This is a genomic window from Cellulophaga sp. 20_2_10 (assembly GCF_023476645.1).
In the GTDB taxonomy this organism is placed as follows: Bacteria; Bacteroidota; Bacteroidia; order Flavobacteriales; family Flavobacteriaceae; genus Cellulophaga.
Window position 1 is genome coordinate 91,106 of record NZ_JAMCOJ010000006.1, and the last position, 21,624, is coordinate 112,729.

The following is a 21,624-nucleotide window of genomic DNA, read 5'->3' on the forward strand; positions in this document are numbered from 1 at the left end:
AACCATCTATTAACACCACAGATTTCACCTATTCTAGAGCATAGTATACATAAAATTAGGTCAATTACACATTTCCGTAATTGTGGTACAGAAAATAGTTTTAAATTGTGAGAAAAATAGCAACCAAACAAACAACTAGAATTGTAAAGCTTGCGTTTACACAGCCCTATAGGCGGAATAAACGCAATACATTGCGGTTACTGACTAGTTACCAGCAATAAAAAATAAATAATGAGCTCAGAAAGAAATGATTTAAATAGACAGCTTCGAGAAAAAAAAGTTGAAGTAAGTAGACTAGAATCTAAGATATCTGACCTTACTGAATTAACCGCACAAAGAGACAGTATTCTTACTGAAGTTGGTACTTTGAATGAATCAAAAGTAGAACTTGAAGAATTCATTGCTACAAATAATACCCAAAAGCAAACATTAACAACTGAAATCGGAACCTTAACAGGACAAAAGACAGAGCTTGACACATACATTCAAACTAATACACCTACAAAAGAAACCCTTACTAATGACCTTGTTACATTACAAACTCAGAAAGCTAATTTGGAAGGTGAAATTGAAGAATTAGAATCAAACAAATCAAATACTGAATCGGAAATTGATAAAATAAATCACGAAAAAAGCAAACTGGATGATTTAATAATTGAATTGAGAGACAAATTCGGATTGTATTCAAAAGATATGCGAGATATGTCTTTAGATTCAATCACCCAACTAAAAAAATATTCTTGGTCAGCGGTGGCTGCAATAATAGGAGCTGTAGCATTAATGATTATTCTACTCTGTATCCTAACAACATCTAATCCATTTTCTGAAAAGCTTTTAAAATTTTTCTACCACGAACCCAACTTAAGATTCTATTCAATTTTAACCATCCGGATATCAATATCAGCGGCATTTATTTTTTTAATAATAATCTTTCTAAATCTAGCGAGAGGTTTTGTATCTCAATATATTAAAGCCAGAAATCGTCTGACAGCATTACGGGTTACTGATTTTCTAATTGGTCGTATTCAAAGCAAGAAAAATACAGTAACTACGGATGAAGATAAACTGAAAGTAGAAATTGAACGAATAAAAGAGCAAGTAACTCTTTTAAACACCCATATTCCAAAAATAATGGATTTGGGGAATTCTTCATTTGACAAGGATAGTAAAACCAAAGATCCTATTGAACAATTGAAAAAAATGAAAGAAATATTAAAATAAAAAGCTGGTAACAGTGTATATAGCAAATAGGGCGTTCGGTGGTTTACGAAAGTTCATTGCTATTTACCAATACCGCCAAATCGTTGATTTGGCTTTTAACAATGAATAAATTAAAAACAAAATACAACGTTTTGGCTCAGTGCAAACTTGAAAGGATATTGCTTTCTTCTGCCCTACTTGCCATATACTAAAAATTGTGCACAAACTACCAAAAACCAACCTTGGCATTAAAATTGATTTCTATTCAAAATTAACTTAAAAACATAATATTATGAAAAAAGCAACATTATTATTAGCACTTTTATTTATTACAAATTTTGGCTTTTCTCAAAATAAAGATAAAATTGGTCAGGAATTATTAGATGTTCCTATGGGAGAAATGACTAGAAACATAAAAAACCCCGAAAAGAACCCTTTAATTGACCAAATTAGCGAACTTGAATTTGAATATCTGGATCTAAAAGCGAATGAAATTCAGAATAGTTTTGCGAAGCAAGATTTGTCTAAAATGAAAACAAAGGAGGAAGTTTATAAAGCGTATATCGCTTACTTGAAAAAGAAAATTACGGAAGTAAAACCAGTAATGCAAAAAGCGAAACAAGAGAAGAAAGAAAAAGTCGAAAGAAAGATAAATATGCAAATTAAAAAACAATAAAGTCAGTGCATAACACCTTATGTAATTAATTGCTTGCTTGTTGCCTACTTACGATTCCCAAAGCGTAGGAACTAACAGAATTTCTATCTGGGATTTATTTGCTAAATTAGGTGCTTACACGCGTAACAAACCATATACAAGAATATTGGCAGTAATTAAAAAAATGAGGAACTACATACAAACATTTAATATTTTAACCGAAAAAGAAATTGACCTTTTTGAAAGTAAGGTTCAGGTTAAAAAATTAAAAAAAGGCGATTTTTTTATCAAAGAAAATAGAGTATCTAAAGAAGTAGCATTTGTGGTTTCTGGCTTGTTTAGGTCATTCTATTATTCGTCATCTGAAGAGGAAGTTACTTATTGTTTTACCTTTTCAAATTCATTTGTTAGCGCCTACTCTTCTTTTTTATCTCAGACAGAAACAATAGAAAACATACAAGCATTAACAGATATAGAGTTATTAACTATATCTAGAGAAGAAATATTAGTTTTAGAGAAATCTAGTACAAATTGGCTTAAATTTTTCAAATTAATTACTGAACAAGAATACATTAAAATGGAAAAAAGAGTTTTCTTGTTGCAAAAAGAATCCGCAGAAAAAAAATACAAAGATTTACTTCTACATCAACCTGAATATTTACAATCTATTCCTTTAAATTACCTGTCTTCTTATTTAGGAATTACCCAAAGACATTTAAGTAGAATAAGAAAAACGATTACGAATTAGACAAATGTCCTTTTAGAAAAGTGCCCAAGTATTGTTCTTTGCTATAAACAAAGAGCAAATATGAAACAAGTATTAATAATAAACGGGCATCCAGACAAAGAGAGTTTTAATTACGCATTATCGGAAGCTTACATAAAAGGAGCTGATAAAACAAATTCTATAATTTCTTTAATTAACATTGCAGAATTAGATTTTAATCCTAATCTACAATTTGGCTACCGAAAACGTATGGAACTGGAGCCTGATTTGGTTAAAGCCATCGAGAAAATAAAAAAGGCAGACCATATTGTTTGGGTATTTCCTATGTGGTGGTATGGTTACCCTGCACTTATGAAAGGATTTATAGACAGAACATTTTTACCGTCAATTACATATCAACCAATTGAGGGAAAAGCATTACCTGAAAAACTACTGAAAGGAAAATCTGCACGTTTAATTATTACAGCAGATACACCAAAATGGTATGATTTTCTAATAATGAAAAGCCCAACCATAAACCAATTTAAAAATGGAACATTAAAATTTTGCGGAATAAGTCCTGTAAAAACAACTTATATTGCCTCAATAAAAAATTCAACTTTAGGTTTTAGAGAAAAGTGGTTAAAAAAAGTAATACTACTAGGTGAAAATCTGAAATAACTACTGTTAATAACGTTTATAATCTACTGTTGGTCCTCATCTGCCTAAGAACACCAAAGCGTAGGAACTAACAGATTTTCTATTAGGTTTTTATTTACTAAATTAGGTGCTTAAACACGGAACAAGCCAGATACAACAACCTTGTAATGTATTTAACAAAAAATGAAATATAAGATACATTTAGTTTTAAGCATACTACTTCTTTTAGTTTTAGGCTGTGGAAACAGAAAAACAAAAATCCTAGATTATTATTACATCTATGATTATGTTGATTTCGATAATAATAGAAACCGAATCGATGGGAAAAATGTTTTGATGTGCAATCCTGCTTTCAAAAACGACCCATTTATAAAGGATTTGCAATATGTTGAATGGAATGAATCCGTAATAATTGCTACAACAAATGATGGCCATTTTATTATCGAAGCCAATTCAAATGGCCTTTGTTGTGGATGTGGAAATGAAACAAAAGGACCATTAACATCTAATGAATTGGACATCTTTAAAATCAAAAATAATTTCCATTATATTGAAAAAATAAAGATAAATCAGTAATCTATGCTGCGTATAAAACGCATTACAGCAAAACCTATAATTAATACGGGTTTTAGTACTAAACCAAAAGTTTAGTGCTTTAAACTAAGTCCGTTAAATTTTTATCCCGAATTTTGGAGGTAGTTTTGCACAATAAAAAATAAAGCAAAACATTAAGCTTTAGCTTCATGCTCAGACAGAAACGAAAAGTTTCCTTGTCTCAGTACTACTCATAGCTTAAACGTCACCATACATACAAATGAACATTTTCGGATTTAACAAAAAACAGGAATATTCATCAAAGGATATTTTAAAACAACTTGACAAATGTGCGGAAGATTATACATTTCCGATGCTTGACAATGGATATGTTTATCCTGTCCATTCTAAATTGAGTGTTTATCGAGATGAAAAACGTTGGACTTTAATAATTGAAGTTATCGGATTTAATTATCGTGGTGGCGGACACAATGGAATAAGTAATTGTTTGCACGTATTTGGAAATTGTATTGACACAAAACCAGGAACTGATAATGCAAATTTTCTTTACTTAACTGATAACAGTTCTGACTTCCCAACTTTCGATGAAGAATATGAAGAGAGTTTGAACCCAAAAGCAGAATCTATGATATTGCGAAATAAAGAAATCGCTATTAATCATAATCGAGAATTTTACATAAAAAAAGAAATTAAATTAGAAGAAGCGGACAAAATTTTCGTTTGGGAATTTTTGAGAGGTTTAGAACCAGAATACAATAAAGAGTTTGAGGCAACTGAAAAAGAAATCAGAGAACGAATTCCAACGGACTTGCCAAAGATTATGGAATTGACGAAATGGAATCATCCTGACTGTGCTGATTCTGAAATCCCAAGTAAAAACGAAACATTTAGACAAATAGCAAAGGTTCTAGAAACTGGAAAAACAGAATTTTACAAACCGAATAAACAGCCAAATAATCATTGGAAAAACTGGCCAGATGGAGGAACATTATAAAAAAGTACGTATGGTAACACCGTATATAATTTATTGCTTGGTCCTCGCCTACTTACGAATCTTAAAGCGTAGGGCCTAACGGACTTTCTATTCGGTTTTAATGTGAACCACCCAACAGACCAGATACAAGAACCTTGGCAGCGATTAGCGTTACAAAACAGAAGAAGAAGATCTATAAAACAACTAACATTTTTTGATGTTGAATATGACTTAAAAACTAACGAATATAGGTTGGTTGTACCATTAGACTTAAATAATTCTAATATTTGGAGTATTAGAAATTTCTACTAAAGGAAATGGACTGAATAAATCTATGTTTTAAACTTGACCTTGAATATACAGCTAACACCCTAAAAAAATAATGAAGAAAATAATTTGTTTTTTAATATTGACCATACTTTTTAGTTGTAAAACTGAAAACAAAAAAGAGAAAGAGAATCAAGACGTAATCGAAAATAAACAAGATTGGATATTTATTGAAAATCTGAAAAACAGAAAAAAAATAGATGTAACTGAACTAAAATTAATAAAAAGTAATATTATTTCAGATGAAATAAAAGGAATTATATCAAATGATTCTGTTCAAATACTAGAATATAGAAAAGTAGGAAGTGACGAATACCAAGAAGAAAACTGCTCTGTTATAGATTATAGAACCAATACAGATCTTAAATCAGTGATGCGTTCTTATACGTTGTCTTATCTAGACAATGAAATAGAAAATGGGGAATATGTTTACAAACATGATATAAAGAATAAAGCCGAAAACACATACAAATTATTAGAGAATACCTATTTTAGAATTAGTTCTTACAAGGATACTCCTATTGTTGCTTCTGGAGGTATTTATTATCCCATTTATTTAAATAATAACTCCATAACTTTTACATATATGGATGGTATTGATGTAAATTATTTTTCTAAAATTGAAAAAACAAAAAATGAAACTTTTATGTATCATTTAGACGAAAACAAGTTTTATGAAATAAAAATTCTTGACAACAACTCTATGCTTCAAATCTGGAAAGACCAAGATAATTCTTATACCCTTTTGGCGCCACTAAAAACTGTTTTAAAATTACCTTTATTAGAAACAATATACACAGAAATGGACTATTCTTTTGAAGGATTTGACACGATAAATTTAGAAAAAATATTTAATTCAGATACAAACTAGAAAGCTTATCGCTTATCTGACCCCTACTAAGCATAGCCTAAGCATTAGCACTAATATAAACAACATTAACTAATGAACGAAAATTTGAAAACAGCGTATATTTTATCAAGTAGAAAAAGAAGAATAGCAGCGTTTATAATTGATCATTTTACATTTACATTTCTGATAGTAGGAATTGTATTCTTGTCACTTGGAACAGGTTTTATGGACGAAAGTAATTTCATTAACCTACTAACCAAAATGTTGCCACCAATAATTATTGGCCTTCTACTCTATTTTGCAAAAGATGCAATAAAAGGAATTAGTCCTGGAAAATGGGTTATGGGAATTATGGTTAGAAATGAAAATAACCCGACTGAAGCTCCTTCTTTTGTTAAGTTGTTTATCCGAAATTTATTTTTAATAATTTGGCCAATAGAATTTATAGTTCTTAGTTCGAGTCCCGAGAAAAAAAGATTTGGAGATAAAACTGCAAAAGCAATTGTAGTTAAGAATCCGAATAAACCGAAAAAACTTCCGAGAATTTTAGCATTAGTTGGTATAGGAATTGCCTTTTTTACATTTACTTTCTTGTTTGCTGGTTCTGCGATGAAAAGCTCTGATGCTTATAAAGTAGCAATATCGAAAATTGAACAAAATGAAGAAATAGTAACAGAAATTGGCGGTATCAAAAAGTACGGAATGATGCCAACTGGAAGTGTTTCTATATCAAATGGATATGGAGAAGCACAATTGGAAATAAAAGTTATTGGAAATGATAAGGATTTGAATGTTGCTGTTTATCTAACAAAAGAACCACAAGGAGAATGGAAATTGATAGAACTGAACAAATAAACACTATTGTTTACACCGTATAAAAATAATTACGGTTTAGTGCTTTTAACAACATCCGCCAAATTTTTATGCCAAATCGTTGGGAGGCTTTTAGAATAGAAAAAACTATTTATATTTAACTAAGTAATAAACCGAAGCGAAAGTGCTTATCACCTGCCTTGCGTGTCTTACACTAACCGCAGACAGTAATTAGTTCTACAAAACAGAAGAAGATCTATAAAACAACTAACATTTTTTTGATTTTGAATATGAATTAAAAACTAACGAATATAAGTTGGTGGTACCATTAGACTTAAATATTTCTAATATTTGGAGTATTAGAAATTTGACTGGTGCTAAACCCATAAACTTAGCTACTTTTTACACGCTACGTTTTATACACAAGACCGTTAGCAAACATTAAAAAATGAATAGAAGAATAGTATTTATATTTATTTTAGTTGGAATATGCACCTTATTTCAGTGTACTCTAAATGAAAATAAAAAAGATAAAATTGGTGTCTTTGGTCATCTACAAGATGATTTAGGAAACCCCTTGGGCAACGTATCTATTTCCTATAAGAGCAATTTAACTTCTGTACAAACAGATACCTTAGGGAATTATACAATAGATACCCCAAGAACAGTTTTTATAGAGTTTAAAAAAGAAGGGTATCAAACAATAGCCACTAAAATTGATAATTTCTCAGAAGTAGGTTCTTATAATCTAAAAACAGTGGTACTAAAAAAAACCAATTCTACAGAAGTTAAAGAAAAAGACCTTTACCATACTCCAAAACCTAAACAAAAAAGTTTAAAATTGTCTGGTAACGTACTAACTATTTTTAATGAGCCCATAAAAAATACAAAAGTTACTTTAATGGATAGTACCCAACACAGTACAACCTCGGAAACACAAGAATACAATAGAGGTTTTTTCTCTTTTAGAAAATACAATCACGAGCTTTTATTCCAGAAAAAGGGATTTAGAGCCTTAAAAATAAGCCTATATACCTATAAAGAAAATAATCCGAAAATAAAATTGTTAGAAAAATCAAATAGAAAAGGAGTAGCTGTAATTAAATCTGGGAACTATATTTCTTTACCCAAAACTAACCTTTTACAGAAATCTGAAAGTAAAGAAACTACTTACTTATTGGTATTTGCAGGTCGTTCTACAACAACCGATTTTTTCTACCCAAACAACAAACATCAATTTAAAATAGAGAAAGATACCTTAATTCGTTTTGCGATTTTTAATGAAGGCAATACCAAGCTGTGTAAAGTAATAGACACGAGCAATTATTTATGTACAGTAAAACATAAATATGGATCTAGTTTTACAAAAGGAAATTTTGTAGAAGAAAAGGTGATTTACCCTTCAGAATTATGCATAGATTGTTATGATGAGCCTTCAATTGTAGAATTAAAATTGGATACAATTGGTGGTAATTATGTATTTGCAAATACAAAGAATAAAAAAGGATATTATTTTACATATTAATTAAGAGAAAATTATAGAAAGAATAACATTTATTAAGTAAGGTGCTTAAAAACCCAAACTTTGCTAGATAAATACGCTCCCTTTAATAAATTAGAAAATGACCTTAAGAATAATCATCACCCTTCTTTTTACTGTTTTTTCATCTACACTAGTTGCGCAAGCAAGTTGGGGTTATTCAGTAAAGTTTAAGCTAATATCTAAAGAGAATGATACTATTTCTATTGATCATTTTAAAAGTGGAAAAATAAAATTATTAAGTGCTCCATTTGGATCTCATTCAAATAATAAACTAGAATTTGATTACTCTAGCAACTCCTTCATTTTTAGCCAACACACTATTGCTACAGGTTCAATTTTGGTTTTCGAAACTTTAAAGGACAAGACAATACTTAACGTACAAACGATCAATTTAGACCTAAAAACTATAAAACTAACAGGAAAAAATTATTCTATTCACGTGTGGAATAATGAAGAAAAATTTATCAAAATTGAAGAAAAAGATACGTATTGGAAATTGAAACACCCATTTGAAACTTATTTTGAAAACAACAAAAAATTTATTCCTAAAAACTTAGACGTGTTAGTTGAAGTTAAAATAAAATAACTATTGCCAATAAGGTCTAAAACAATAAGGATTAAGTGGCCAAGCAAAAGTTAGTGCAGAGTAACAAAGTCTCCCAAACCTATTTAGCTTGGTGTTTAAACCAGAGAAATAAAAAGGTAAAACAAAAGTTTTGACTGCGAGCCTAATCGCAAACTTTTGATATGCTAAACATTGTAATCAATAGCTAAAAAAAAAAAAAACAATCCTCAGGCAACGATTTCAAAATTTCTTACGTCTACATAATTAGTAGTAAATAACTAATATTTGCTCGTTACTACAAACCAATAAATAAAAACTAATTATGAAATTAAAAATTGTTTTAAGCATTTATGGCAATAATACTGATATTTTAAAGCTGTTCAGTTTAAAATATTGACACAGTAGTAAAGCGAGAGAAGGTGTTACAAAAAGATTTTAAAACTACCATTCTATTTACATATGTTAATGGTGTATGGTTTTAGAAGCCGAAATTCAAGATAAAGACTATAGTTTTTTTTAGGCACAGGTCATTAGATCTAATTGACCAAAGAATTAGCAACCTAACTCAAAAGTGAAGTAATAGGCAAAATACAAGAGGTTTGACGTGTCTCTATACCTGCATAAATAGTTTGTATTCTGATCAACTTCCGATATATATAATGTTACCAGTAATTTAACTAAGAATTAATTAAAATTTTAATAGTACCCTACAAATGAAAAACATTTTAACTCTAATTTTTTGTCTTTTTTTGACAATCGGCTCTTCACAAGAATTAAAAACAATAGAACTTCTTCCGCCAGAATCAACAGAAATAAAAGATTTAGCATTCCTAAAAGATGAATTAAAGGAAAAACAACTGATAATGCTTGGCGAACAAACTCATATGTATGGAAATATATTTGAGATGAAAGCAAGAATTATAGAATATCTTCATCAAGAGCTGGGGTTTACCACCATAGCGATGGAATCTTCTATGTATGATATTTGGAAAATGAATAAAAGCGGATTTAATCCCGATGAATTTAATAACGCTATTTTTGGAGTTTGGTCTAGTGCACTTGAGTTTCAGAGATTGGTAAATTACATCGATAAAAATAATTTAAAGGTAATTGGTTTTGATTCTCAACTATTTAATTCTTCGCAATTTATAGAAGACTTTTATGATTATTGCGAAAGTCAACATATAACTTTTAAATTAGATGAAGATGATTTAGGTATTGTAATAGAAGGTATTTTAGAAAATTTAACTGTTGAGGAAGATGACATTACATATCAAAATTACGAAAAAGAGCTTACTAGAATTCTAGCGCAAATAGAAAAGTTAAAAGACAACGAGACTAATTATTATTGGAAACAGTTTACAAAAAATCTTTTGGCCTCTTCGCAAGACGCATATTATAATAAAGCGGAAATTATGACAACAGATTTAGGTGATAAAAATCACAATATCCGAGATAAACAAATGGCTGATAATTTGTTGAGCTACATTAAAAGAAATCCGAATGAAAAAATTATTTGCTGGGCAGATAACATCCATATTATAAATGATAATTCAAGCATTACAAAACCGATTGCAAAAGATTTTATTTCAATGGGTTCCTACATTCATACAGCCTTAAAAGACAAGTCATATAGTTTAGCAACCATACACGCAAATGATTCACTATTTGAATCCAGAATAAAAAAATGGGCTTTAACCCCTGTAAAAAGCAATTCTTTTGAAAATGAATTGAGTGGTTTAGGTAAGCCGTATCTATTTATAACCTCAAACCAAGAGAAAATGCATTCCTTGCAGGAAACCAGATTATTAAATTTTATCGATTTCACAACAGCACGGTTAGATCAATTACATGATGGTTATATCTTTTTTCAAAATGCAACCATACCCAGGCCGCAAACCACAACAGATAGCTTAAAAGTTTCTGATAAACAATTAGATATAGCTAAAAATATTGCACAAATTGAAGTAGATGACAATGTTATTCTTAACGGTCAGGTACTAGACAAGGAAAGCAGCGAACCAATACCATTTGCAACCTTAATTTTAAAAAAGGAAGAAATTTATCGAGTAGCAGACGAAAATGGATTTTATGAATTACCTGTAAAAAAAACAATACTACAAAACTCATCGGTTCTTATTTCATCAATGGGTTATGATTCAAATACAATTACCTTAAAAGAACTAAAGGATAAAAGTTATTTAAAACCGAAGTTTGAAGAATTATCTGAAGTTGTCATAACTGGATATTTATTGCCGAAGACCGTATTAAAGAAAGCGGTTTTAAACAAGAAACTAAATCACCCCACAGCGCCATTTAATTTTCACAGGTATGGTACTATTTTAGTAAATAAAAATGACACTACCAAATTGGATTTAGAGTTAATAACTAAAGACTATGATGCTGGTTATTTATCTCCTTTTGTTATATCACAAAGAGTAGAACAAATTAAATGGAATAAAAATAGTACTCCTAAAAAGTATAAATTATCATCTCAATTTTTCTCATATAGACAAAATGCGATTCGTTACGCCAATATTCTAGATAAGCGAAAGTATAAGAAATTTGAACTAAAATTTGTAAAGTCATATGACAGTAATGATGACGGAGTATATATAATAGCATTTGAAACAACAAGGAATAAATGGAATTATACGAACCGAGTATATCCTACAAAGTATTCTGGAAGAGTTTATATTGATAAAGAAAATTTTGCTATAGTAAAAGTTATTGAAAACTGGGAAACTAGTCTAAACAAAGTAGAGATTGAAAATCATTATAAAGGATATGAAAATTATAAAAATGTTGTTCAAATGACCATTAAGGAAGAAAATATTTGTGACTATGCAGATATTTTAGATACTGGTAAATTCTATGCTACAAGATATTTTAATAGGTCCTACGAGGAATACACGTATAATCATGGTAAAACTAAAAATAACGTTTACGAACGCGATTCCTATTTGTTTGACTTTGAGTTAAAGAATGTAGAAGAAATTGAATATTATGAATCTAATAATAAAAAAGAAAACTCATTAAATAGGGTTAACTACGATGAATCTTTTTGGGATTCATTTTACAAGCGAGAAATAACAAAGCCATCTAAATAAAGAACTAAAGGAAACACTTGGTATAATTTGAAAAATATTTGTGGATAGTACTAGTACTATCCACAAATATTTTTGCTCAAGAATATATTGTGACTGCAAAAAGTGGTTTGTCAATTAGGAGTGAAGCTAATATTGAAAGTGATAAAATAGGTAAATTAAACTATGGACAGACTGTTGATGTCTTAAAAGAAACGATAGAACCCTTTGAAATCATAGATAGTAACAACACAATATCAAAATATTGGGTTAAAATAAAGATGAATAACTCTAATTATGATTATGTCTTTAATGGATATTTAGAATTTAAAAAAAAATACACCAGTTATAAAGTGGCTAAGCAGTTTTTTAACGCTCACGTAAGAAGTAGTATTCTAGAGCAAAGATATCTTACTACTAAGAATTTCAAAGAAATATATGCAAAAACATTAGAGCAAGATTATTATTACGAGCCAGAAACAGGACACCATATAGGAGTTGATGCTGACCTTATCCTTGATGCTCAAGACTACCCTGATGATGGATTTAAAATCTCTAGTTTTGATTCAAAATCTGGATATGTTATATTAGAGGGAATTGGATGGGAATCATTTAAAGTTTCGGTAAAAGTTGTGAATAAAAATGGACTTTATTTAGTAGATGGTCTAATAAAGATTTCATTGTGTTAACTACTCTGGTTATTCAAAAAGAAAATGATATTGACTCATATTACAATTCAAATTATTTCTTAATAAAGAGAAGCGAATCAAACAAATTAAAAATACATTTTCCAAAGATTTCTGGATATTGGAATATAGACTGGAACTTAGTTTTGTAAAAATCTATGGCAACATAATAACATAAAATTGCGATCTAGGTCTAACAGAGCTGAAGCTGATTCTTAATAGCACGGAGAGTCCATTATAAATGTTGTAGAAGTCTAAAAGCTACACCTTGGAAAGTAACATTAACTTTCTCTTTTATTCTTGCTGCTTAATATCAACATTTAAAAAAAATAAACTTAAGCGGTATATAATTTATTGCTTGGTCCTCGCCTACTTACGTATCCCAAAGCGTTGGGACTTTCGAATTTTCTATTCGTTTTTAATGTTTAAACCACCCAACGAACCCTATACAACAATCTTGGCGTAATTAGTTTAACAAAACGGAAGAAGGTCTATAAAAAAATAACATTTTTTTGATGTTGAATATTGATTAAAAACTAACGAATATATGTTGGTGCTACCATTAGTATTAAATAATTCTAATATTTGGAGTATTAGAAATTTGACGCTGTATTTATAAAAAAATAAACTTCTTATTTACGTGCTACTTTTAAAATGAAAGAGAATTAGCTTTAATAACTAAGTGAACTAAAAAAAAATGAAGCAATTACTTATAGTAATACTAATTATAATTTTCTACTCTTGTTCTTTTAATAACAAAAAGACAACTACTAAACGAGAGATTGTTTATGATACAATAAAAGTGACTCATACAGAAATAGTTTACGACACAATTATAATAGCTGAAAGAGTTATAGATTCTACAAAAGTTGTGAGAATATTAAATGTGAATTCTAAAAATAAACCGGATGGAATTCCGCAGGACTATTTTGAGTCAGATTCATTTATTAGACTAAAGTCTAATTTTAATTATGAGATTGATAGTAAATTAAATACGGCTTCTCTTGAAGATGATTTTAACGGTGATGGATACTTGGATATTATATATTCGATTCAACATATAGAAACTAAAAAAAAGGGCTGGTTAGTAATCCATGGAAATACCAAGGAGGCCTTTATACTTGCCGTCGGAAAAGGAATAAAAAATAGAGGAATAATTTGCGTTGACAATTCGGTTGAAAGCTGGAATATTAACAAAGAAAAAATTAATGAGCCTGGATTAGAAGAATATTCTGGACAAGGAAAAAATGGAGAATTAATTTTAGAAACTTCATCAATTTTTTTAAGAACAGCATGCGGTTGTGGACTAATATATTGGGATGGCGAGGAATATGCTTATTTTAACCAATGTGCCTAAAAGTTAATAACAAAAGCTAACACGTATAAAATGTATTTTTTTGGCTATAGCCTACTTACCAATTCCGAAGCGTCTAGATTATCACAAATTTTATTCGACTTATATTTATGAAATCAAGTACTTAAACGGATAATAAACAAGGTACCGACACGTTCACAATAGGTTATAAACCCAACTCAATTTGCTACGTTAGTTGCACCACGTTTGACAAGCGTACATTGTAAAACTGAATTTATAAAGTTAACGAATACATTAAAAAAAACTAAAAACCCAGAGCTTAACTACGTTTTGCCCTGCCTTAACAAACATTATGAAAAAAACAGTATTAACCATTACACTTTTAGTATTAATTATTAGCTGTGTGGAAAAAAAAACCAAGGATGAGAACATTTCTTTAGAGGAAGATAAAGCTTTAACTTACAATGAAGGTGCTTTAGATGCTGCGTATACAAAAGATTTTTTTCAAAAAGACATAATTAGATACAACGCGCCATTAGAAGGATATAACTTTAACTTACCTTTTAATTACAGATTAGAATACTATCCAATAGATAACACTTCTGGAAGTACTTTTTTGCTAAAATGGAAAATTACTGATAGCCTTATAATAGATAGTGAAATGGAAGGTTTTAAGCATTTTACTGCAAAAAACTTTATAGAATATCTACCAACAAATGACGAAGGAAACTTTTTCATTTTTAAAAGTGAAGATTCTAGTTTAACAATAGATAAAGTTTTAAATGTAGTAGACAATGTTTCTTATCAGGATGAAAACACTGTTATATTTGAACAACATCAAAAATTACGTGCTTTCTATTTTGAATATTTACAAGAAACAAAAGAATATATTATTTATTTGAGTGACACACATTTTTTTAATAAAAGACCAGAACCTTCTAAATCTGAAAAAATTGAACAATTGTTAAGTCAGCTTCGTATGGCTAAAAATATTTTTAAACCAATAAACAATCCAGATAAAAACTGGAATACCTATAAAAAACAATTAACAATATTAGAAAAAGGTTTCTTTGATAATTTAAATAAAGAGACAATAGACAACTTAGTTTCTGATAGTGAAACCATGTCATACTCACCAAAAACTCAAGGAAATATTAAATACTATACAGCTTTTAAAGAAAGTCCGGAACTTACTACTGCTTGGAAAAAATTGCAATCAGTAAAGAAAAATGGAATACTTACCATTACAGAAACTGATAATAATTCATTTCCTTTCTTTCGTGAGTCTCAATACAAACAAGTTTATAAAAGTGATGTAAGCATGGTCTATAAGAGAGATACAAAAGAATCTTATTGTTTAGTAAGCAAAAGCGATAATTACATCTTATATAAAGAATTTTCAGAATTATATAAAATGAGTAAAGATCATTACAAGAACGAAATTGAATTTTACAGAGAATTATTTGAAAATTATAAATAACAAGTATACCCCCAAGTAAAGACTTAAAAAGCGCCATATTACAAATGCATCACGATTTTGGAAGTAACAAAATCTATTATAATCAGGACAGCGAAAAAGGTATTTGACACCGTCAAGAATTTGATGAATGGAGTGTTAACTAGCATTTAGCAGTATTAAAACAATAGTCAGTTATTGCCAAACCACATTTTTATGCCGAAGCGTAGGGAGGTTTTAAGGCAAAAAAGGTGAATGTAAAATATTGAAAATATGATTAATTTTAATTAGATGGATACTACTCTTAGACAAATTATCTCATTCGTTGTTTTCTTTAGTATCTGTAAGGTTACAATAGCTCAAACATATATCAAAAACAAAAGTTCAGAATCAATTTGGACTTATACTCTTTATAAAGCTAGTATAGATAGTACTATACAACAAAATATAAACGAATATAAAAATGATAGATATGGATATGCTATAGCTGAATCGGGTTTAGGTTTTATTTCTAAAAAACTAAATTATAACACACAACAGAAAAGAATAGATACCACCTTTTTTCCTTCTTACTTAGCAGAGAACCCAAACTCTAAGCTATCTGAAAATAAGGTGACATTATTAAAAACAGCTAACAATAGGTATAAACATTTTATAGTTTTTAATACGCTTGGTCATCATGACTATGGCGGACTTGATCCAAATTCTCCAAAAGACTCTATACCCATATATGGGTATTTTAAAATTATTGACAAATTAAAACCTCATTTGGGTGGGGGTTATGAAGCACCTTCTGGCCAATTACCGGATGTTTATTTTTACGAAAAATACGAGAAAAATTATGAGCCAATGAATAATTGGTGTACAGTGGTTTACCCCATTAAAAACCTACAAAATAGTGTTGGTTTTTTTAACAATGGTTTTAAAACAGGTACATGGGTTTTTTATGGAGAAGGCTTTTCAAAAGTGAAAGAACAGTATAAAGATGGACTTAGAAATGGTTTATATACCGTTTATGATGAGCATGAAAACATCTTGTATAAGACAACTTTTAAAGATGGAACAGGAATAGAAAAAATGTATCGTGATGGAAGTTTATATCACATAAAGCATTTTAAAAATGGTTTAGTAGATTTTACAAATAGTCATAAAGTTTATCATTCTAATGGCAAACTTGCTGTTCTTTATGATTACCCAAATAACACTGTTACCAAATATTACAGCAATGGTTATTTATCTAGTACACAACAAATTATAACAACAGCTACTAAAATAAAATATAGTGGATATTATGAAGGATATAGTTCTGAAAAACCAGGAGAACTAAGAGAGAAGGCCTTATATAAAAACAACCAGCTTATTTATAGTTTTAGATATGATTATCTGGGCAAGCTAAGAGAAATACATAAAGGAAAAACAATACAGTATTTTCACAAAGGTAAACTAGTAAAACTTATTGAAAAGGGTAAGGATGCTAATTTTAGCTTAATGTTTAAAAAAGAGATTAGTAGTACCCCTTTAAATTAACACAATTGAATTGTAATTTTCTAATATCAATACGATATAAACAGAACAGAGAATTAGTGCTAAACTAACAATTTTGTTGTTTTTGCAAGGTCACCACATTTTTATGCCGAAGCGTAGGGAGACTTTAGGACAAAAAAGCAAATGCAAAATATTTAGCTTTAGCCAAGTAATAAACCAAAAATGTAGTATCTTTTTACTCCCTACGTTATTTATACGGCAACGTAGTAAGCCATTTAAGAAAACATCTCGCTATAAATTAGAATGAACAATCTCAAGGACTTAAAGATCGAAAAAGAGATCTTGCCAGTATTTAACTATTCTTTAAATGCGTACGCGAAGGAAAAAATTATTGAGATTTTAAAAACGCCTTTAGACTCAATTGCGGAAATTGTAGCGCGCCAAAATATTTTAAAAGGATTTACGGCCAACAATCAAATTCTTAAAGACTACTCATATACCGTTTTATACTTAAATGAAGTCCATTATTTTTTAAAGGATGAAAAAATTGAGGACTTATCTCAAAAAAAACTGAAGTATAAATTATTTGCATCTAAACAAGAAAAAATTCGGTATATAAGTAAGTTCAATCAACTAATATTATTCTTCCATCGCTTAGAGTCAAGATACTTTACAAGGATAAAATTAAATCAGTTTCCTGAAGAATATGCTACAAAAATAAGAGCAATTTTAAAATTCTTATCAGATTTTGAACTTTCTAAATACGAGTATATTATCCGAGAAAAAAGATTAAAAGACAATCACGTTATAGAGCTAACAGAAAAAATTAACACCCTTAAAGATGCTGGTAAAATTATTCCTTTTTGGGAGAATTTATTTCTATTTGAGGCTTATTTATCCATCAATTTAGGGATTCAAAAAAACAATTTTACCTTTCCTCATTTTAACAAGAAACACATTAAACTAAAAGACTTTTATCATCCTTTAATTAATAAACCCGTAAAGAATGATTTTGAGACCCAGAGTAATGTAATTTTATTGAACGGACCAAATATGTCTGGCAAATCTACTTTTCTAAAAGCGGTTGGACTTTGTGTTTATTTAGGTCATTTAGGAATAGGAATACCTGCGTCTTTTGGAGAACTTCCGTTTTGCAACAACTTTTCAATAGAGATTAATAGACGTGATGATATCTTAAATGGTTACAGTCATTTTATGACAGAAGTTATGAATCTAAAAAGTGTTGTTCAAAAAGCTTCAAGTGGAAAACAATGTTTTGCTATTTTTGATGAACTATTTAGTGGTACAAATGTGGAAGATGCATTTGAGATTTGCCAAACAACAATAAATGGTCTGAGTAAATTTAAAAATTCATTTTTTTTAATATCAACGCACATTCAAGAATTGAAAAATGTTTCTAATGACCAAGTCTCAAATTATTATATAGATTGCGAACTTATAGAAGACAAACCAACATTTACTTACAAACTAAAAAAGGGTTGGTCTGATATCAAAGTAGGTCGAATTTTATTTGATAAAGAAGGGTTAAATGAATTATTGAAATGAATAAAAATATAGAAAAACGGCTTACAACAATGGGTATAATAAATACGCGTATTGGCTTTTTAATACAACGCTCTATGTTTGTTTACAAAATTAACGAAGTAATAAACCAAAAGGATAGTGCTTATCTACGACCAAATGTTTCTTACACATAACCGTGGGCATTTAGTAAGCAAAACTGCTGAAAATTATAATTATGAGTAATTTAAAAGACATTAAATCAGAAATTGAAAAATACGCGAATGAGTCAAATCTAACTGAGTTACAAATTGTTGAAAAGCTAGAAATACACTACTTTGACAAAAAAGTAAATGAGAATTTAAAACTGTATAAAAAAGGGAAGAAAAAAGTGAGCGAAATAACAAAAGACCTAAAAATCTCGCCACGAAAATTTTATGCAATTTTAGAAAAGAAGAAAATAGTTTATACAAAATACAAAAAAGATTAATTAAAAAAATTATGAAAAAACAGATTCTAATAGCAACAGTATTTATTAGCCTTTTATTTATATCATGTGGTTCTGGAGGAGAACTTCTTTGGTTAGACAACCCAACAGATGAACCAATTTCTGTTGAAATTGACGGAAAAAAATACGACATAGCTCCTGGTGAATTAAAAAGAGTTCCGGATGGAACAAGTGGAAAACAAAAATTTAAAGGAACTGATGGTAAAGAAGTAGAAATAGAGATTAATGGCGTTTCATTTATAAACTGCACAAACTCTACCTATATAGAATGTGCAATAGAGTATGCTATTAGCCCTAACACCCCAACTAAACTACCCGAACCAGTAGAAGTAGAAATAGCTGGAGATACATACACGGGCAACTTTAAAGTCCATACCGATATTGTTATACCACATGATAATATTAACTATAAAGTAACTGACCCATTAAAAGATGAGATGACAATTTCTCAGAACAGTACTATTATAAATAAAATGTACAGAATTAAAGACTTTTTAGCAGATTCTGATATGAAAGATTATAAAAACTAATTTTCAGGTTCTAAGAATTGATAAAAACAGTTTAAGACCTACATATTCCAGGTAAGGTATGTGGGTTTTAATGCTTTTAGAAATGAATTGAAAAGCATAATCTTTAACAATCGTTAGAAAAGTCCTAAATAGAAAATTAGGAGTTTTAAAATAACACACGAACCATAGCCAAGACGCTAACTATACTATAACAAGACACTAAAATGAAAAAAACAAGCTTTAACGCACTGTGTATATTCTCCTTAATTCTATTCACTTCTTTTACACCAAATAGCAAAAAAACACCAAAGCAGATTGGCGAACAGGTTTTTGAAATATTAAAAAACATAAACACAAAAAGTAAAGCCGATTATGTTGCTAGTTTTATAGCAATAGAAGCTATACATGAACTTGCGAAAAATAAAAATATAGTTACAGAAGATAGCGCAAGAAACCAAATGACCTCAATGGAAAAAGAAGATTGGGTGCATCTGATTGAAAAACATTAGTACCGCACAAAAGAAAAAGGAGAAGAACACGGAATTAATTGGAAGAAAATTAAATATATAAATTTTGACTACAAAATAGAAACTATTGACGGAATTAAAGGATGCATAGGGTATCTGCACATTAAACATAAGGATCAATTATTTAAGGTTATGGTAATGTCCTTTTTTGATGGTTCAGAATATATTCTTGTTAGAATAAAGAGCCTCCAAGAACAAAACTAAATACCGTTATTGCATTAAATAATATGCAACAAGCCATATAAAAAGACCTATTCATAAAACATATTTAATTTAAAAGGCAAGACTTTTATACACCAGTAATGATAGCATAGGAATTGAATACACCATACTAAACAAAGTAAAGTTAATCTATCATAAACTTAATACTGATGATGGGTACTAAATAGTTTCACCTAACAGGAACTATAATAAAAAGCTTGTACACCTTATGAGTTAAAGCATATAAAACTCCGATTAAAAAAATGAAATATACCATTAAAGTGTGGCTATTTACCATAATTACTTCACCGCTATTAATAGCATTCCTTTTTGGCACCATATTAAATGATTCTAACTCTACCAGCATATTAAATTCTTACGAAATAATAGTTGTAATGATTATTGTTGGTTTCCTTTTATCAATACCTGCAATGGTTATTTTTTGGCTGATAAAAAGAAGTTTGAAAAATAAATATTCACACTTGACAGAAAAAACTATAGTATCAATTTATTCCTTTTTATCTGTCTGGACTACATTTTACATCGTGGATAATGCATTTATTACGAAACCCTCCGAACAGACAATCTGGGCTTTACTATATTCACTAACCATAGTTATAGGGATATGGATTTTCAAATTAAACAGAAAAGAAATAATTGAATAAAAAACCAGTGTACAATAAAGATTTTCCTCATGAATGCCATAAAGATTATGATGCAGATGGTACTCTTGACAAATACACTCAGGAGCTAACAAGAAGAAATTAAAACACAAAAAACCACAACAAGCATATAGTGCCTGTTGTGGTTTTTTACTGTATCAGGTTTAAAGTCCTAATTCACTTTATCAAAACTTAAGAAAACCCTATTATCTTTATTAGCTGTAATATCTAGATTTCCGTGTACATACCCCATAGACGTTTGCGATAATGATGATATTGGCCAACTATTATTTAATGAAGAAAACTCTGATGTATTGTTATTAAAATCTAACATTACCAGTAAGCCTTGCTTTTCATCACCCGTTATGGTCCAACTACCATCTATAACAGTATTATCTGCTTCAGCAATTACTTCACCAGAATCTTTAAAAACAAATGTAAAACCAGAGAATTTAGCCGATCTATTAATATAATCTGTTACCCCTTTCTTTTCTGTTAAGTTTTTTAAACTCCATGAGTTTTTTAGAAGTATACTAGTTAAAAGTGTTTTAGTTATTCCACTCTCTTCACTATTTTGATTGCCTTGATCATCGTCGCTATCATCATCATCATCATCATCATCATCATTAGTCTGGTCGTCATTAGTCTCCACTTCCTCTACCACTGTAGTAGCTTCAGCTTGCTCCTCAGGGCTCTGAAACTCCTCTTCTGTCTGGCAAGATGTTAAGGCAAAAGTTAAGAGTAAACTTAAAAGTAATTGTTTCATGTTTTAATTGTATTAAGGTTAAATTCATATATCAACCTTATAACAACTAAAAACC

At 29.5% G+C, this 21,624-nt stretch carries 22 protein-coding genes; 21 read left to right on the top strand and 1 reads right to left on the bottom strand.

Features of this window, described 5'->3' with window-relative positions; all coding sequences use genetic code 11:
• Window positions 1-231 precede the first annotated feature (231 nt).
• The 21 genes from M4I21_RS12755 (at window position 232) to M4I21_RS12855 (ending at window position 19,922) form a co-directional block, all read left to right on the top strand.
• Window positions 232-1,221 (top strand): hypothetical protein, encoded by a 990-nt coding sequence (locus tag M4I21_RS12755; RefSeq protein WP_249559562.1) that lies wholly within the window; start codon window positions 232-234, stop codon window positions 1,219-1,221.
• Between the two features lie 271 nt (window positions 1,222-1,492).
• Window positions 1,493-1,876, top strand: a complete 384-nt coding sequence (locus M4I21_RS12760) for a hypothetical protein (protein WP_249559563.1) — start codon at window positions 1,493-1,495, stop codon at window positions 1,874-1,876.
• A gap of 40 nt (window positions 1,877-1,916) precedes the next feature.
• Complete coding sequence (locus tag M4I21_RS12765) at window positions 1,917-2,603, top strand: Crp/Fnr family transcriptional regulator (RefSeq protein ID WP_349628878.1); 687 nt, start codon at window positions 1,917-1,919, stop codon at window positions 2,601-2,603.
• A 60-nt stretch (window positions 2,604-2,663) separates the two neighbouring features.
• Window positions 2,664-3,242: an NAD(P)H-dependent oxidoreductase gene (locus M4I21_RS12770; RefSeq protein ID WP_249559564.1), complete on the top strand. Its 579-nt coding sequence runs from the start codon at window positions 2,664-2,666 to the stop codon at window positions 3,240-3,242.
• A gap of 162 nt (window positions 3,243-3,404) precedes the next feature.
• Window positions 3,405-3,797, top strand: a complete 393-nt coding sequence (locus M4I21_RS12775; protein ID WP_249559565.1) for a hypothetical protein — start codon at window positions 3,405-3,407, stop codon at window positions 3,795-3,797.
• Between the two features lie 238 nt (window positions 3,798-4,035).
• A complete protein-coding gene (locus M4I21_RS12780; protein ID WP_249559566.1) occupies window positions 4,036-4,770 on the top strand; it encodes a DUF7003 family protein in 735 nt (244 codons plus the stop codon).
• Between the two features lie 102 nt (window positions 4,771-4,872).
• The gene (locus tag M4I21_RS12785) at window positions 4,873-5,061 is read left to right on the top strand and encodes a hypothetical protein (RefSeq protein WP_249559567.1); all 189 of its coding nucleotides are present in this window, start codon (window positions 4,873-4,875) and stop codon (window positions 5,059-5,061) included.
• Window positions 5,062-5,131: 70 nt separating this feature from the next.
• On the top strand, window positions 5,132-5,947 hold the full coding sequence (locus tag M4I21_RS12790; RefSeq protein ID WP_249559568.1) for a hypothetical protein: 816 nt from the start codon (window positions 5,132-5,134) through the stop codon (window positions 5,945-5,947).
• A gap of 72 nt (window positions 5,948-6,019) precedes the next feature.
• Window positions 6,020-6,781, top strand: a complete 762-nt coding sequence (locus M4I21_RS12795; protein WP_249559569.1) for an RDD family protein — start codon at window positions 6,020-6,022, stop codon at window positions 6,779-6,781.
• A gap of 406 nt (window positions 6,782-7,187) precedes the next feature.
• Window positions 7,188-8,264 carry a hypothetical protein gene (locus M4I21_RS12800; RefSeq protein WP_249559570.1) on the top strand — a complete coding sequence of 359 codons (1,077 nt, stop codon included), beginning with the start codon at window positions 7,188-7,190 and terminating at the stop codon, window positions 8,262-8,264.
• A gap of 97 nt (window positions 8,265-8,361) precedes the next feature.
• Window positions 8,362-8,868, top strand: a complete 507-nt coding sequence (locus tag M4I21_RS12805; RefSeq protein WP_249559571.1) for a hypothetical protein — start codon at window positions 8,362-8,364, stop codon at window positions 8,866-8,868.
• 728 nt (window positions 8,869-9,596) lie between these two features.
• The gene (locus M4I21_RS12810; RefSeq protein WP_249559572.1) at window positions 9,597-11,957 is read left to right on the top strand and encodes an erythromycin esterase family protein; all 2,361 of its coding nucleotides are present in this window, start codon (window positions 9,597-9,599) and stop codon (window positions 11,955-11,957) included.
• Window positions 11,958-12,046: 89 nt separating this feature from the next.
• Window positions 12,047-12,622, top strand: coding sequence for an SH3 domain-containing protein (locus M4I21_RS12815; protein ID WP_249559573.1), 576 nt, complete (start codon window positions 12,047-12,049; stop codon window positions 12,620-12,622).
• A 694-nt stretch (window positions 12,623-13,316) separates the two neighbouring features.
• Complete coding sequence (locus M4I21_RS12820; protein ID WP_249559574.1) at window positions 13,317-13,976, top strand: hypothetical protein; 660 nt, start codon at window positions 13,317-13,319, stop codon at window positions 13,974-13,976.
• A 310-nt stretch (window positions 13,977-14,286) separates the two neighbouring features.
• Complete coding sequence (locus M4I21_RS12825) at window positions 14,287-15,414, top strand: hypothetical protein (RefSeq protein ID WP_249559575.1); 1,128 nt, start codon at window positions 14,287-14,289, stop codon at window positions 15,412-15,414.
• 267 nt (window positions 15,415-15,681) lie between these two features.
• Window positions 15,682-16,917 (top strand): toxin-antitoxin system YwqK family antitoxin, encoded by a 1,236-nt coding sequence (locus M4I21_RS12830; protein ID WP_249559576.1) that lies wholly within the window; start codon window positions 15,682-15,684, stop codon window positions 16,915-16,917.
• A gap of 261 nt (window positions 16,918-17,178) precedes the next feature.
• Window positions 17,179-18,441, top strand: coding sequence for a MutS-related protein (locus tag M4I21_RS12835; protein WP_249559577.1), 1,263 nt, complete (start codon window positions 17,179-17,181; stop codon window positions 18,439-18,441).
• Window positions 18,438-18,593, top strand: a complete 156-nt coding sequence (locus M4I21_RS12840; protein ID WP_249559578.1) for a hypothetical protein — start codon at window positions 18,438-18,440, stop codon at window positions 18,591-18,593. Before M4I21_RS12835 ends, M4I21_RS12840 begins: the two co-directional genes overlap by 4 nt.
• Window positions 18,594-18,634: 41 nt before the next feature.
• The gene (locus M4I21_RS12845) at window positions 18,635-18,886 is read left to right on the top strand and encodes a hypothetical protein (protein ID WP_249559579.1); all 252 of its coding nucleotides are present in this window, start codon (window positions 18,635-18,637) and stop codon (window positions 18,884-18,886) included.
• Window positions 18,887-18,897: 11 nt separating this feature from the next.
• Complete coding sequence (locus M4I21_RS12850) at window positions 18,898-19,434, top strand: hypothetical protein (RefSeq protein WP_249559580.1); 537 nt, start codon at window positions 18,898-18,900, stop codon at window positions 19,432-19,434.
• Window positions 19,435-19,637: 203 nt separating this feature from the next.
• Window positions 19,638-19,922 (top strand): hypothetical protein, encoded by a 285-nt coding sequence (locus M4I21_RS12855; RefSeq protein WP_249559581.1) that lies wholly within the window; start codon window positions 19,638-19,640, stop codon window positions 19,920-19,922.
• 1,053 nt (window positions 19,923-20,975) lie between these two features.
• Here M4I21_RS12855 and M4I21_RS12860 read toward each other — a convergent pair.
• Window positions 20,976-21,569: a hypothetical protein gene (locus tag M4I21_RS12860; protein ID WP_249559582.1), complete on the bottom strand. Its 594-nt coding sequence runs from the start codon at window positions 21,567-21,569 to the stop codon at window positions 20,976-20,978.
• Window positions 21,570-21,624 lie beyond the last annotated feature (55 nt).

Bases quoted from the DNA above. Each gene is read 5' to 3' on its own strand.
- M4I21_RS12835 (WP_249559577.1), top strand. From the start codon at position 17,179: ATGAACAATCTCAAGGACTTAAAGATCGAAAAAGAGATCTTGCCAGTA.
- M4I21_RS12775 (WP_249559565.1), top strand. From the start codon at position 3,405: ATGAAATATAAGATACATTTAGTTTTAAGCATACTACTTCTTTTAGTT.
- M4I21_RS12790 (WP_249559568.1), top strand. From the start codon at position 5,132: ATGAAGAAAATAATTTGTTTTTTAATATTGACCATACTTTTTAGTTGT.
- M4I21_RS12755 (WP_249559562.1), top strand. From the start codon at position 232: ATGAGCTCAGAAAGAAATGATTTAAATAGACAGCTTCGAGAAAAAAAA.
- M4I21_RS12830 (WP_249559576.1), top strand. From the start codon at position 15,682: ATGGATACTACTCTTAGACAAATTATCTCATTCGTTGTTTTCTTTAGT.
- M4I21_RS12770 (WP_249559564.1), top strand. From the start codon at position 2,664: ATGAAACAAGTATTAATAATAAACGGGCATCCAGACAAAGAGAGTTTT.
- M4I21_RS12860 (WP_249559582.1), bottom strand. From the start codon at position 21,569: ATGAAACAATTACTTTTAAGTTTACTCTTAACTTTTGCCTTAACATCT.
- M4I21_RS12760 (WP_249559563.1), top strand. From the start codon at position 1,493: ATGAAAAAAGCAACATTATTATTAGCACTTTTATTTATTACAAATTTT.
- M4I21_RS12840 (WP_249559578.1), top strand. From the start codon at position 18,438: ATGAATAAAAATATAGAAAAACGGCTTACAACAATGGGTATAATAAAT.
- M4I21_RS12820 (WP_249559574.1), top strand. From the start codon at position 13,317: ATGAAGCAATTACTTATAGTAATACTAATTATAATTTTCTACTCTTGT.
- M4I21_RS12845 (WP_249559579.1), top strand. From the start codon at position 18,635: ATGAGTAATTTAAAAGACATTAAATCAGAAATTGAAAAATACGCGAAT.
- M4I21_RS12795 (WP_249559569.1), top strand. From the start codon at position 6,020: ATGAACGAAAATTTGAAAACAGCGTATATTTTATCAAGTAGAAAAAGA.
- M4I21_RS12800 (WP_249559570.1), top strand. From the start codon at position 7,188: ATGAATAGAAGAATAGTATTTATATTTATTTTAGTTGGAATATGCACC.
- M4I21_RS12855 (WP_249559581.1), top strand. From the start codon at position 19,638: ATGAAAAAAACAAGCTTTAACGCACTGTGTATATTCTCCTTAATTCTA.
- M4I21_RS12805 (WP_249559571.1), top strand. From the start codon at position 8,362: ATGACCTTAAGAATAATCATCACCCTTCTTTTTACTGTTTTTTCATCT.
- M4I21_RS12850 (WP_249559580.1), top strand. From the start codon at position 18,898: ATGAAAAAACAGATTCTAATAGCAACAGTATTTATTAGCCTTTTATTT.
- M4I21_RS12780 (WP_249559566.1), top strand. From the start codon at position 4,036: ATGAACATTTTCGGATTTAACAAAAAACAGGAATATTCATCAAAGGAT.
- M4I21_RS12825 (WP_249559575.1), top strand. From the start codon at position 14,287: ATGAAAAAAACAGTATTAACCATTACACTTTTAGTATTAATTATTAGC.